General features: G+C 64.9%; 13 protein-coding genes. 10 read left to right on the forward strand and 3 right to left on the reverse strand.

All coding sequences use genetic code 11. From position 1 onward, the window contains the following. Positions 1-209 precede the first annotated feature (209 nt). From RQP53_RS13790 to RQP53_RS13825, 8 genes are all read left to right on the forward strand, one after another. Entirely contained in the window at positions 210-2156 is a 1947-nt protein-coding gene (locus RQP53_RS13790) for an AMP-dependent synthetase/ligase (protein ID WP_315650912.1), read from the forward strand. A gap of 36 nt (positions 2157-2192) precedes the next feature. After that, the gene (locus tag RQP53_RS13795; RefSeq protein WP_315650913.1) at positions 2193-2978 is read left to right on the forward strand and encodes an ABC transporter ATP-binding protein; all 786 of its coding nucleotides are present in this window, start codon (positions 2193-2195) and stop codon (positions 2976-2978) included. A gap of 129 nt (positions 2979-3107) precedes the next feature. Continuing rightward, a complete protein-coding gene (locus RQP53_RS13800) occupies positions 3108-4037 on the forward strand; it encodes a branched-chain amino acid ABC transporter permease (protein WP_315650914.1) in 930 nt (309 codons plus the stop codon). A 192-nt stretch (positions 4038-4229) separates the two neighbouring features. After that, positions 4230-5294 carry a branched-chain amino acid ABC transporter permease gene (locus RQP53_RS13805; protein WP_315650915.1) on the forward strand — a complete coding sequence of 355 codons (1065 nt, stop codon included), beginning with the start codon at positions 4230-4232 and terminating at the stop codon, positions 5292-5294. Between the two features lie 97 nt (positions 5295-5391). Next, on the forward strand, positions 5392-6720 hold the full coding sequence (locus RQP53_RS13810; RefSeq protein WP_315651156.1) for an ABC transporter substrate-binding protein: 1329 nt from the start codon (positions 5392-5394) through the stop codon (positions 6718-6720). Between the two features lie 190 nt (positions 6721-6910). Beyond that, positions 6911-7717, forward strand: coding sequence for an ABC transporter ATP-binding protein (locus tag RQP53_RS13815; protein ID WP_315650916.1), 807 nt, complete (start codon positions 6911-6913; stop codon positions 7715-7717). A 173-nt stretch (positions 7718-7890) separates the two neighbouring features. Further along, complete coding sequence (locus RQP53_RS13820; protein WP_315650917.1) at positions 7891-8190, forward strand: hypothetical protein; 300 nt, start codon at positions 7891-7893, stop codon at positions 8188-8190. Next, positions 8183-9424 carry a phenylacetate--CoA ligase family protein gene (locus RQP53_RS13825; protein WP_315650918.1) on the forward strand — a complete coding sequence of 414 codons (1242 nt, stop codon included), beginning with the start codon at positions 8183-8185 and terminating at the stop codon, positions 9422-9424. Before RQP53_RS13820 ends, RQP53_RS13825 begins: the two co-directional genes overlap by 8 nt. 8 nt (positions 9425-9432) lie before the next feature. Here the strand turns inward: RQP53_RS13825 and RQP53_RS13830 are convergent, their stop codons facing one another. After that, the gene (locus RQP53_RS13830; RefSeq protein ID WP_315650919.1) at positions 9433-9819 is read right to left on the reverse strand and encodes a cupin domain-containing protein; all 387 of its coding nucleotides are present in this window, start codon (positions 9817-9819) and stop codon (positions 9433-9435) included. Between the two features lie 71 nt (positions 9820-9890). On the opposite strand from RQP53_RS13830, the gene RQP53_RS13835 reads away from it, so the two are divergent. After that, positions 9891-10877, forward strand: a complete 987-nt coding sequence (locus tag RQP53_RS13835; RefSeq protein WP_315650920.1) for a tripartite tricarboxylate transporter substrate-binding protein — start codon at positions 9891-9893, stop codon at positions 10875-10877. Between the two features lie 20 nt (positions 10878-10897). Here the strand turns inward: RQP53_RS13835 and RQP53_RS13840 are convergent, their stop codons facing one another. Both RQP53_RS13840 and dtd read right to left on the reverse strand, forming a co-directional pair. Further along, on the reverse strand, positions 10898-11287 hold the full coding sequence (locus tag RQP53_RS13840) for a VOC family protein (RefSeq protein ID WP_315650921.1): 390 nt from the start codon (positions 11285-11287) through the stop codon (positions 10898-10900). An 8-nt stretch (positions 11288-11295) separates the two neighbouring features. Further along, complete coding sequence (gene dtd, locus RQP53_RS13845) at positions 11296-11736, reverse strand: D-aminoacyl-tRNA deacylase (RefSeq protein WP_315650922.1); 441 nt, start codon at positions 11734-11736, stop codon at positions 11296-11298. 154 nt (positions 11737-11890) lie between these two features. Here dtd and argB point away from each other — a divergent pair, with 154 nt between their 5' ends. Next, positions 11891-12808, forward strand: a complete 918-nt coding sequence (gene argB, locus RQP53_RS13850) for an acetylglutamate kinase (protein ID WP_315650923.1) — start codon at positions 11891-11893, stop codon at positions 12806-12808. Positions 12809-12948: the final 140 nt, after the last annotated feature.

The following is a 12948-nucleotide window of genomic DNA, read 5'->3' on the forward strand; positions in this document are numbered from 1 at the left end:
TTCATCCCTGCATTCAGCGCTGCGGACGATGACACGAGCCTGACGCGACACCCCCGGGAAAGCACGCTCCCGTAAAACTACCGGATTGTCGTCACAACGACAACACGACGTCAAAGTAAAGGCCTAGGATCGCACTGCAATGAGGCGGCCATGGCCCGCATCGCCCGCATCGGGTGCAGCGTCGCACCAAGGCAGATCAGGAGACAACGGTGTCCACGACTTTTCCCAGGCTCTTGCTCGAACACGCGGCTCAGCGGCCCGACGCGCCGGCGCTGCGCGAGAAGGAATACGGCATCTGGCAGACGCTGAGCTGGTCGCAGCTGGCGGTGCTGGTGCGCGAGCTGGCCCATGGTCTGGCCCAGGCCGGCCTGCAGCGCGGCCAGCATCTGGTGGTGGTGGGCGAGAACCGGCCGCGGCTGTCGGCCTGCATGCTGGCGGCGCAGTCGCTGGGCGCGATTCCGGTGCCGCTGTACCAGGACGCGGTGGCGGCCGAGTTCGTGTTCCCGATGAATAACGCCGAGGTGGCGTTTGCCGTGGTCGAGGACCAGGAGCAGGTCGACAAGCTGCTGGAGATCCGCGAGCAGTGCCCGCAGCTGAGCCATATCTGGTTTGACGATCCGCGCGGCCTGCGCAAGTACAGCGAGCCGGGCCTGGCCTCGCTGGACGATCTCTGTGCGCTTGGCCGCCAGCATGCGATCGCCCACCCGGCCTTCTACGATGTGTCGGTCCAGGCCGGCGAGGCCGCCGATGTGGCGGCGATGTTCTTCACCTCGGGCACGACCGGCAATCCCAAGGGCGTTGTGCATACGCACGCCTCGCTGATCGACCGCGCGCAGGCCGGCGCCCGTTTCGACAAGCTGGGGCCGCAGGAAGAGGTGCTGGCCTATCTGCCGCCGGCCTGGATCGGCCAGAACATCTTCAGCTATGCGCAGTGGCTGGCCTGCGGCTATGTGGTGAACTGCCCCGAGTCGGCCAGCACGGTGACCATCGATCTGAAGGAGATCGGCCCGACCTATTACTTCGCGCCGCCACGGGTGTTCGAAGGCCTGCTGACGACGGTGATGATCCGCATGGAAGACGCGGGCCGCATCAAGCGCTGGCTGTTCGATCAGGGCATGAAGCTGGCCCGCCGTGTTGGCCCGGCACTGATGGATGGCAAGCCAGTGTCGGCCTGGGACCGCCTCAAGTACCAGCTCGGCAACTTGTTTGTTTATGGTCCGCTGCGCAACACGCTGGGCTTCTCGCGGGTGCGCGTGGCCTACACCGCCGGCGAGGCCATCGGGCCCGATCTGTTCAGCTTCTACCGCTCGATCGGCATCAATCTGAAGCAGCTCTATGGCTCGACCGAGACGGCCGTGTTCGTCTGCCTGCAGCCCGACCACGAGGCGCGCTCGGACACCGTGGGCGTGCCCATCGATGGCGTGCAGATCAAGCTGGCCGACAGCGGCGAGATCCTGGTCAAGTCGCCGGGCCTGCTCAAGGGCTATTACAAGAATCCGGCCGCCACCGCCGAGGTGCTGACGGCCGAGGGCTGGTACCACACCGGCGATGCCGGCTTCATCGATGGCCATGGCCATCTGAAGATCATCGACCGGGCCAAGGATGTCGGCCGCATCGTCGGCGGCGCCAACGATGGCGCGATGTTCGCGCCCAAGTATGTGGAGAACAAGCTGAAGTTCTTCTCCCACATCAAGGAGGCGGTGGCCTTTGGCGACAAGCGCGACCGCGTCTGCGCCTTCATCAATATCGATTTCGAGGCCGTCGGCAACTGGGCCGAGCGGCGCAATCTGCCCTATGCCGGCTATACCGATCTGGCGCAGAAGGCCGAGGTCTACGAGCTGATCCGCGACTGCGTGGAGAAGGTCAATGCCGATCTGGCCCAGGACGAGTTGCTGGCCGGCAGCCAGATCACCCGCTTCCTGATCCTGCACAAGGAACTCGATGCCGACGATGGCGAGCTGACCCGCACCCGCAAGGTCCGCCGCGGCGCGATTGCCGAGAAGTACGGCGTGCTGATCGATGCGCTGTACGGCGGCAAGGCCACGCAGTTCATCGAGACGGCGGTGAAGTTCGAGGACGGACGCACGGGCAAGGTCTCTGCGGACTTGAAGATAGTCGATACCAAGACCTTTGCACCCGCCCGGAGGGCCGCATGAACGCAGTCAAACATCCCCGTTCGGAGGTGCAGCGCCGTGGCTGAGAAAAAAATCGGCGAGGTCATCCTCGAGGTCAAGAACATCTCGCTGAGCTTTGGCGGCGTCAAGGCGCTGACCGACATCAGCTTCAATGTGCGCGAGCACGAGATCCGCTCCATCATCGGCCCCAACGGCGCCGGCAAGAGCTCGATGCTGAACTGCATCAACGGCGTCTACCAGCCGCAGCAGGGCGAGATCACTTTTCGCGGCCAGCACTTCAAACACATGAATTCGCGCCAGGTGGCCGAGATGGGCGTGGCCCGCACCTTCCAGAACCTGGCCCTGTTCAAGGGCATGAGCGTGCTGGACAACATCATGACCGGCCGCACCCTGCACATGAAGAGCAATCTGTTCATGCAGGCGCTGCGCTGGGGCCCGGCCGAGCGCGAGGAGATCGCCCAGCGCGAGAAGGTCGAGCGCATCATCGATTTCCTGGAGATCCAGGCCTACCGCAAGACGCCGGTCGGCCGCCTGCCCTATGGCCTGCAAAAGCGGGTCGACCTCGGCCGCGCGCTGGCCATGGAGCCGCAGGTGCTGCTGCTGGACGAGCCGATGGCCGGCATGAATGTCGAGGAGAAGCAGGACATGTGCCGCTTCATCCTCGACGTCAACGACGAATTCGGTACCACCATCGTGCTGATCGAACACGATATGGGCGTGGTGATGGACATCTCGGACCGTGTCGTCGTGCTCGACTACGGCAAGAAGATCGGCGATGGCGCGCCCGATGAGGTGCGCAACAACGAAGACGTCATTCGCGCCTACTTAGGCACGAGTCATTGACCACCCCGTACCGGCTGCGCCGGCCCCCTCAAGGGGGCGCGAGCGCAGGCCTGGCGGAGCCAGATCCTCGCTCGCCGCTGGGCAGGAGGCGCTGGCGGGAAATGCACCGAAAGGGCATGGAGAACTGATATGGGTTTTGTGATTGAAACGGTGTTTGGCGGCTTGATGACGGGGATGCTCTATTCCCTCATCGCGCTGGGCTTTGTGCTGATCTACAAGGCCTCCGGCGTGTTCAATTTCGCCCAGGGCGCGATGGTGCTGTTTGCGGCGCTGGCGATGGCGCGCTTTGCCGAGTGGATTCCGCAATGGACCGGCATCAGCAGCCCCTTGCTGGCCAATCTGCTCGGCTTTGTGGCGGCCTTTGTGGTGATGGTCATCGTCGCCTGGCTGATCGAGCGGCTGGCGCTGTCGCGCCTGGTCAATCAGGAGGGCATCACGCTCTTAATGGCCACGCTGGGCATCACCTATTTTCTGGAAGGCGCCGGCCAGATGCTGTTCGGCTCGGACATCTACAAGATCGACGTTGGCATGCCCAAGGACCCGATCTTTCTGTTCGAGAAAACTTTTGAAGGCGGCGTGCTGGTCAACAAGGAAGACCTCTATGCCGCGCTGATTGCCGCGGCCATGGTGGCGCTGCTGGCGCTGTTCTTCCAGAAGACGGCCACCGGCCGGGCGCTGCGCGCGGTGGCCGATGACCATCAGGCCGCGCAATCCATCGGCATTCCGCTGTCCACCATCTGGGTGATCGTCTGGAGCGTGGCCGGCTTTGTCGCCCTGGTCGCCGGCATCATCTGGGGCTCCAAGCTGGGCGTGCAGTTCTCGCTCTCGCTGGTGGCGCTGAAGGCGCTGCCGGTGGTCATCCTCGGCGGCCTGACCTCGGTGCCCGGCGCCATCATCGGTGGGCTCCTGATCGGCGTCGGCGAAAAGGTCAGCGAGGTCTACCTCGGCCCCATGCTGGGCGGCGGCATCGAGATCTGGTTTGCCTATGTGCTGGCACTGCTGTTCCTGCTGGTGCGGCCACAGGGGCTGTTTGGCGAAAAAATCATTGATCGCGTATGACGCGGGCAATGATTTTTCAGAGGAGGCTGACTTGGACTTGTCCAAGTCAAGCGCCAGCCGGGGCGGCCGGAACTACAAGATCATTGATCGTGTATGACGCGGGCAATGATCTTTCAGCGGACGCTGAGTCGAGTTCGTTCAAGTCAAGCGCCGACTGGCGCGGCCGGAGTCAAAAGATCATCGGAGCCTTAGATGCTGTATAGAGAAAACGGCCAGTTCAAGACCTCCTACCGGGCCGATAGCGCGATCTTCACGATACGCCAGGACCAGGTCTTCATCGGGCTGCTCTTGCTGGCCGCGTTTGTAGTGATGCCGCTGCTCGGTTCGGAATACCTGTTCCGCGCCATCCTGACGCCATTCCTCATCCTCGCGCTGGCGGCGCTGGGCCTGAATGTGCTGGTCGGCTACTGCGGCCAGATTTCGCTGGGCACCGGCGCCTTCATGGCGGTGGGGGCTTATGCGGCCTACAACTTCCAGGTCCGCATCGAGGGCATGCCGCTGATTGCCTCGCTGCTGCTGGGCGGCGCCTGCTCGACGGTGGTGGGTGTGCTGTTCGGCATTCCATCGCTGCGCATCAAGGGCCTCTACCTGGCGGTGGCGACGTTGGCGGCGCAGTTCTTCTGCGACTGGGCCTTTCTGCGCATCAAGTGGTTCACCAACAATTCATCGTCGGGCAATGTGTCGGTGTCGGACCTGAGCGTGCTCGGCCTGCCTATCGAGACACCGGTGCAGAAGTATCTGTTCTGCTTGAGCTTTGTGGTGGTGTTTGCGCTGCTGGTGAAGAACTTGGTGCGCGGGGCCATCGGCCGCGAGTGGATGGCCATGCGCGATATGGACGTGGCGGCGGCGGTGATCGGCATCCGGCCTATCTATGCCAAGCTGAGTGCTTTTGCCGTTAGCAGCTTCATCGTCGGCGTGGCCGGCGCGCTGTGGGGATTCGTCCATCTGGGCTCCTGGGAGCCGGCCGCCTTCTCGATTGACCGCAGCTTCCAGCTGCTGTTCATGGTCATCATCGGCGGGCTGGGCTCGGTGATGGGCAGCTTTTTCGGCGCCGCCTTCATCATCTTCCTGCCCATCGTGCTGAACCAGCTGCCGCACTGGCTGGGCATCCCACTGGGCACCGAGACGGCGGCCCATCTGGAGCTGATGGTGTTTGGCGCGCTGATCGTGTTCTTCCTGATCAAGGAGCCCCATGGCCTGGCGCGGCTGTGGGCGACCGCGAAAGAGAAGCTGCGCCTCTGGCCATTCCCTCATTGAGCTTTCCCGCACTGAGCTGCACGCTCACGTTCATTCGCATTGCAAAGAGAAACTGCACAGCATGTGCTCATCACAGGAGACAAGCATGACGATGATGATGAAACTCAAGTCCCTTGCCATGGCCGCCGGCGTGGCAGCCATTGCTGCCGGCGCGCTCAGCGGCCCGGCCCAGGCCGCCGAGGCCAAGGAGCAGTTCTTCCCATTGCTGGTCTATCGCACCGGCCCCTACGCGCCCAACGGCACGCCCTGGGCCAATGGCAAGCAGGACTACCTGAAGATGATCAATGCCCGCGATGGCGGCGTGAACGGCGTCAAGCTGACGTTCGAGGAATGCGAGACCGGCTATGCCACCGACAAGGGCGTCGAGTGCTATGAGCGGCTCAAGGGCAAGGGCGCCACGCTGTTCGACCCGCAGGCCACCGGCATCACCTTTGCGCTGACCGACAAGGTGATCAAGGACAAGATTCCGCTGATCACGCTGGGCTACGGCCTGGCCGCCTCGCAGGATGGCGGCGTGTTCAAGTGGAACTTCCCGCTGATGGGCAGCTACTGGACCGCGGCCGATATGCTGATCCAGCACATCGGCAAGAAGGAAGGCGGGCTGGACAAGCTCAAGGGCAAGAAGATTGCTTTGGTCTACCACGACTCGCCCTTCGGCAAGGAACCGATGCCCTTGCTCGACGAGCGGCAGAAGACCCATGGCTTCGAGCTGATCAAGATTCCGGTGACGGCGCCTGGCGTCGAGCAGAAGTCGGCCTGGCTGCAGGTGCGCCAGCAGCGGCCCGACTATGTGCTTCTGTGGGGCTGGGGGGTGATGAATTCGACCGCGCTGAAGGAGGCGCAGGCCACCGGCTATCCGCGCGAGAAGATGTATGGCGTCTGGTGGGCCGGTGCCGAGCCCGATGTCAAGGACGTCGGCGAAGGCGCCAAGGGCTACAACGCGCTGGCGCTGAACACCTCGGGCCAGAGCCCCAAAGTGATTCAGGACATCCTCAAGCACGTGCACGACAAGGGCCAGGGCACCGGCCCCAAGGATGAGGTCGGCTCGGTGCTCTACACCCGCGGTGTGATCATCCAGATGCTGGGCGTCGAGGCGGTGCGCCGCGCGCAGGAGCGCTTCGGCAAGGGCAAGGTGATGACGGCCGAGCAGGTGCGCTGGGGCCTGGAAAACCTGGCGCTGGATCAGAAGAAGCTGGACGCCCTGGGCCTGGCCGGCGTGATGCGCCCGCTGTCGACCTCTTGCCTCGATCACATGGGTTCCAGCTGGGCGCGCGTGCACACCTGGGACGGTGCGAAGTGGAACTTCAGCTCCGACTGGCTGCAGGCCGACGAGCAGATCTTGAAGCCCATGGTCAAGGCCGCGGCCGACAAGTACTCGGCGGAACGCAAGGTGGAGCGGCGGACGCCAGCTGATTGCCAGTCCTGAGGGACTGACATTCGCCGGCAAGCCGGGCGGCTGGGAGCTCCCACCCCCGGCCCCGCCCTCCAGGAGGGCGGGGAGCCGTCGAGACCCCACCCCTGTCCCCGCCCCCGTGGGGCGGGGGACGGATGCACAGATCGGGGATTGGGTTCAGCGTCGCGTGGGCGGTGCTGAACCGAGTCAAGCGAGGCAAGTCATGAGCAATGTGCTACTGAACGTCAACGGCATCGAGGTCATCTACAACCATGTGATCCTGGTGCTCAAGGGCGTGTCGCTGCAGGTGCAGGAAGGCAGCATCGTGGCGCTGCTGGGCGGTAACGGCGCCGGCAAGACGACGACGCTGCGGGCGGTCAGCAATCTGCTGGAAGGCGAGCGCGGTGAAGTCACCAAGGGCAGCATCGAGCTGCGCGGCGAGCGGATCGAGAAGCTGTCCACCTCAGAGATGGTCAACCGCGGCGTGGTCCAGGTGATGGAGGGGCGGCACTGCTTTGCCCATCTGAGCATCGAGGAAAACCTGATGACCGGCGCCTACACCCGCAAGGATGGCCGCGCGGCTGTCAACGCGACGCTGGAAAAGGTCTACAACTACTTTCCGCGCCTGAAGACGCGACGGGCCTCGCAGGCCGCCTATACCTCGGGCGGCGAGCAGCAGATGTGTGCGATCGGCCGCGCGCTGATGGCCAATCCGAAGATGGTGCTGCTGGACGAGCCCTCGATGGGCCTGGCGCCGCAGATCGTTGAAGAGGTGTTCGAGATCGTCAAGGATCTGAACAGCAAGGAGGGCACGACCTTTTTGCTGGCCGAGCAGAACACCAATATGGCGCTGCGCTATGCCGACTACGGCTACATCCTGGAAAGCGGCCGCGTCGTGATGGACGGCGAGGCGCGAGCGCTGCGCGAGAACGAGGACGTCAAGGAGTTCTACCTCGGCGTCGGTGGCGGTGATCGCAAGAGCTTCAAGGATGTGAAGAGTTACAAGCGGCGCAAGCGGTGGCTGGCTTGACCACCCCGGGATATGGACCACCCCCTACGCGCTGGCGCGCGCCCCCTCAAGGGGGCACGCCCGTAGGACCGGCGGAGCCGGATCCTCGGGCGTCGCTGGGCTGGGGGTGGTGTGCGGCGAGCTTGGTGCCTGGCGGACCTTGATGGACCACGGCTTGAACAAGAGGTGATGCGATGAGTGACGAGAGCTGGGGTTTTGCTCCACCGCCGTTCAAGCCGGATGAGGCCTTGCAGCGGCTGCGGCGTGAGCTGCGAGAGCTGGGGCTGACCGAGCGGGAAGGGCGCTTTGAGCGGGCTGGCGTGCCGATCGCGCGGGCGGCGGTGGATGGCGCGTTGCTGAAGGTGGCGCTGGTCAAGCGGCCCTCGCGCACGCCGGAATGGAATGAGAAGTTGCTGAAGGACAGCGCCCAGCTGCGCGACTTCACGGCGCTGGTGAAGAAAAGCCTGGCGGGGTGGCGCAATGTCGATGAATGAGTTTTATGACGCGCTGGAAGCGCGCGACCCTGCGGTGCGCGAACAGGCACAGATGCAGGCCTTGGCACGCCAGGTCCAGCATGCGCGCAGCAGCACCACGGCTTTTGCCGAGCTGCTGGCCGATGCGCCGGCCCAGGTCGACAGCCGCGCGCTGCTGGCCCAGCTGCCGGTCACGCGCAAGCACGAGCTGCTGGCCCGCCAGCAGGCCGGGCGCGCGAGCGATCCCTTTGGTGGTTTCGCGGCCATCGGCTGGGGCGCGGCCCGGCGGGTGTTTCAGTCACCCGGCACGCTGTATGAGCCCGAGGGCGCTCGGCCCGATTACTGGCGGGTGGCCCGGGCCATGCATGCCGCCGGCTTTCGCGCTGGCGAGCTGCTGCACAACAGCTTTTCCTACCACCTGACGCCGGCTGGCTCGCTGATGGAGACCGGCGCGCATGCGATCGGCTGCACGGTTTTCCCGGGCGGCGTCGGCAATACCGAGCTGCAGCTGCAGGCCATGGCCGAATTGCGGCCGCAGGGTTATGTGGGCACGCCCAGCTTTCTGAAGATCCTGCTCGACAAGGCGGCCGAATCCGGGCAAGACCTGACCCTGCGCAAGGCCCTGCTCAGCGGCGAGGCCTTTCCGCCCAGCCTGCGCGACTGGATGGCCGAGCGCGGCGTGAGCGCCTATCAGTGCTATGCGACGGCCGACATCGGCCTGGTCGCCTACGAGACGGCGGCGCGCGAAGGGCTGGTCGTCGACGAGGGCGTGATCGTCGAGATCGTGCGCCCCGGCAGCGGCGAGCCGGTGGCCGAGGGCGAAGTCGGCGAACTGGTCGTCACGACATTGAATCCCGACTACCCGCTGATCCGCTTTGGCACCGGTGATCTGTCCGCGGTGCTGCCCGGCGCCTGCCCCAGCGGCCGCACCAACCAGCGCATCAAGGGCTGGCTGGGCCGGGCCGACCAGAGCGCCAAGGTGCGCGGCATGTTCGTTCATGCCACCCAGCTCGGCGAACTGGGCCGACGCTTTCCGATGCTTGGCCGCCTGCGCCTGCGCGTCGAAGGCGAGATGGCGCAGGACCGGATGACGCTGCTCGCCGAGATCGAGGGTGCTGCACCCGAGGGTCTGGCCGAACAGCTGGCGCAGGCCCTGCGCGACATCACCAAGCTGCGCGGTGAGATCAGCTTTCTTGCGCCGGGCAGCCTGCCCAACGACGGTCGCGTGATCGAGGACGCACGGCGCTACGACTGAGCACCGGCTCAGCCGCCCGTGGCGGGCGGCTCGACGACGACGAAGTGCTTGCGCACCGGCTCCAGCACCTCGAACACGCCCTCGAAGCCGGCCGGAATCACCGCCGCCTGGCCGGCGCAGACTTCGGTGATGGCGCCGCTGCTGTCGTGCAGGCGTAGCCGGCCTTCGATGACGTAGAAGTATTCATGCTTGCGCGGCGCAAAGACGATGCGCCAGCTGCCCGGTTCGCAGGTCCAGACGCCGCAGCTCAGCCCCTCGTGCAGGGCTTCATACTCGGTCCAGGTCTGGCGTTGCGGGGCGCCTTGCAGGCGGCGGTCGAGTCGTGGCTGGTCCAGCATCGGCGAGCCCGCTGGCTGGCCGATGCGCTGGATTTTGGGCGAAGGGGTGGCTTGCATCGCAGTATTTTCGCTGCCACTTACGTGTTTACCGCTAGACCGCCCTACCGGCCTAGGCCTAGCATTGCCACATGAATGGCCTCAGCACCGCAAAGCAGAAATGGCTTGGCCTGATCCTGGCTGCTGCCAGCCTGGCGGCCCAGGCCGACTACCCCGACAAGCCCATCACCCTGGTCGTGCCCTTCTCGGCTGGTGGGCCTACCGACAAAGTCGCTCGCGACCTGGCCGAAGCGATGCGCAAGACGCTGCGCACCGGTCTGATCATCGAGAACGTCGGCGGTGCCGGCGGCACGCTGGGCGCCACCAAGGTCGCCAAGGCCCAGCCGGACGGCTACACCCTGCTGATGCATCACATCGGGATGGCCACCTCGCCCTCGCTGTACCGCAATATGCAGTACCGCACGCTGGACGATTTCGAGTACCTCGGCCTGATGATCGAGGTGCCGATGACGCTGATTGGCCGGCCCAGTCTGCCGGCGAGCAACTATGCCGAGTTGCAGCGCTGGCTGGCGGCCAACAAGGGCAAGATCAATCTGGCCAATGCCGGTTTGGGCTCGGCCTCGCATCTGTGCGGCCTGCTCTTGCAAAGCACATTGAAGCTGGACATGACGACCGTGCCCTACAAAGGCACCGGCCCGGCCATGACCGATCTGATTGCCGGCCAGGTTGATCTGCTGTGCGACCAGACCACCAATACCAGCGGCCAGATCGAGGCCGGCCGGGTGCGGGCCTATGGTGTGACGACCAGCAAGCGGCTCAGCGGTTCCGCGCTGGACAAGTTGGCCACCCTGCAGGAGCTGGGGCTCAGGGGCTTTGACGTCAGCATCTGGTATGGCCTTTACGCGCCGCGCGGCACGCCCAAGCCGGCGCTGGACAAGCTGAACAGCGCATTGAAGGCGGCGCTGCGCGACCCCGAGTTTCGCAAGCGCGAGGAGGCGCTGGGCGCGGTGATCGTCAGCGATGCTCGCAGCAACCCAGCCGAGCACAAGCGATTCGTCGACTCTGAAATCAACAAATGGGCGCCCATCATCAAGGCCGCCGGGCAGTACGCTGATTGATCAGCGTAGGTCAGAGCGCCTCAGGCTTCGGCGCGGCAGACCAGAGCCAGCTTGTTGCCGTCCAGATCGCGGAAATAGGCGGCATAGAAATTCGGCGCATAGTCGCGCAAGCCCGGCTTGCCTTCGTCCTTGCCACCGGCGGCGATGGCCGCGGCATAGGCCGCATCGACTTGGGCGCGGCTGGCCGCATTCAGCGCCAGCATGCTGCCATTGCCGGCGCTGGCATCCTGGCCGTTGTAGGGCTTGCAGATCCACAGCTCCGCTTTCGCGCCTTCTGCATCGGGCCCATAACCGACGAAATCCGTGTCTGCATACGTGGCCTTGATGCCCAAGGGCGCCAGCACAAGGTCATAAAAGGCCTTGGCGGCTTCGCGGTTCTGGCTGCCGAGGGTGGCGTAGCTGATCAACATGGCGGTCCTCACTGAATGCGTAGGGGAATCGTGACTGGGCCGTCATTGGTCAGCGAGACCTGCATATCGGCACCGAACTCGCCGCACTCTACCTGCTTGTGCAGCCGCCTGGCGACGGCCAGGCAATGCTCGTAGAGCCGGCGACCCTGTTCGGCCCCTGCGGCGCCGGTGAAACTGGGGCGGTTGCCGGCGCTGGTGTCGGCGGCCAGCGTGAACTGCGAGACGATCAGCAGCCCGCCTTGCGCGTCCTGCAGGCTCAGGTTCATCTTGCCGGCCGCATCGCTGAAGATGCGCAGCTTGAGCAGCTTGGCGATCAGCTTCTCGGCCTGCGCCTCGCTATCGCCCGGCTCGGCACAGACCAGCAGCAGCAGGCCCTGGCCGATTTCGCCAATCGTCTGCCCGGCCACCTCGACACGCGCCTGCCGCACCCTTTGCACCAGTCCGATCATCTTCTTTCACACGCTCCATCAAAAAGCAGCACCGGCGACGGGGACCTTCCCCTGCCGTCGCGGTGAGCGCCATTGTCGGGCGCGCGGCCCGGTTTTTCGCAGGTGGCGGCCTACAATGCCGCGCATTCCATCCCCGCTGTTCACAGACCGCATCATGACGAAGTCCGACGCCTCCGCCCTCAGCACCGACGTCTCGCACATCGCGCCGCGCGAGAAGGCCGAGATCCTGTCCCAGGCCCTGCCTTACATCAGGAAATACCACGGCAAGACCATCGTCATCAAGTACGGCGGCAATGCCATGACCGATCCGGCGCTGCAGCAGGATTTCGCCGAGGACGTGGTGCTCCTGAAGCTGGTCGGCCTGAACCCGGTCGTCGTCCACGGTGGCGGCCCGCAGATCGAGGAACTGCTCGGCAAGCTGGGCAAGAAGGGCCACTTCATTCAGGGCATGCGGGTCACCGACAAGGAGACCATGGACGTGGTCGAGTGGGTGCTGGCCGGCGAGGTGCAGCAGGATGTGGTCGGCATGATCAATGCAGCCGGCGGCAAGGCCGTGGGCCTGACCGGCCGTGACGGCGGCATGATCCGCGCCAAGAAGCTCAAGGTGCAGGACAAGGACGACCCGAGCAAGGAACACGATATCGGCCAGGTCGGCGACATCGTGTCCATCGACCCCAGCGTCGTCAAGGCGCTGCAGGACGACCAGTTCATCCCCGTCGTCAGCCCGATCGGCTTTGGCGAGCACAACGAGAGCTACAACATCAATGCCGATGTGGTGGCGGCCAAGCTGGCCACCGTGCTGCAGGCCGAGAAGCTGCTGATGCTGACGAATATTCGCGGCGTGCTGGACAAGGAAGGGCAGCTGCTGACCGAGCTGACGCCGCGCCGCATCGACGAGTTGGTGGCCGATGGCACGATCAGCGGCGGCATGATCCCCAAGATCGCCGGCGCGATCGACGCGGCCAAGAGTGGCGTCAATGCGGTGCACATCATCGACGGCCGGGTGCCCCACGCGATGCTGCTGGAGATCCTCAGTGATCAGGCGTATGGGACGATGATCCGATCGAAATGATGAGCCCCCCGCCCAAGACTGCCGCGTTGGACGCGGGCAGGCTTGGTCGGCCCCCCGAGGGGGCGGACTTGAATGCGGCATTGAGCCGCAATCAAGTCCAGGTGGGCCGGCTTGGGAGCGGCCCGGCGCTCGGCCCGGAA

It is taken from the genome of Roseateles aquae, assembly GCF_032337115.1.
In the GTDB taxonomy this organism is placed as follows: Bacteria; Pseudomonadota; Gammaproteobacteria; order Burkholderiales; family Burkholderiaceae_C; genus Roseateles_C; species Roseateles_C aquae.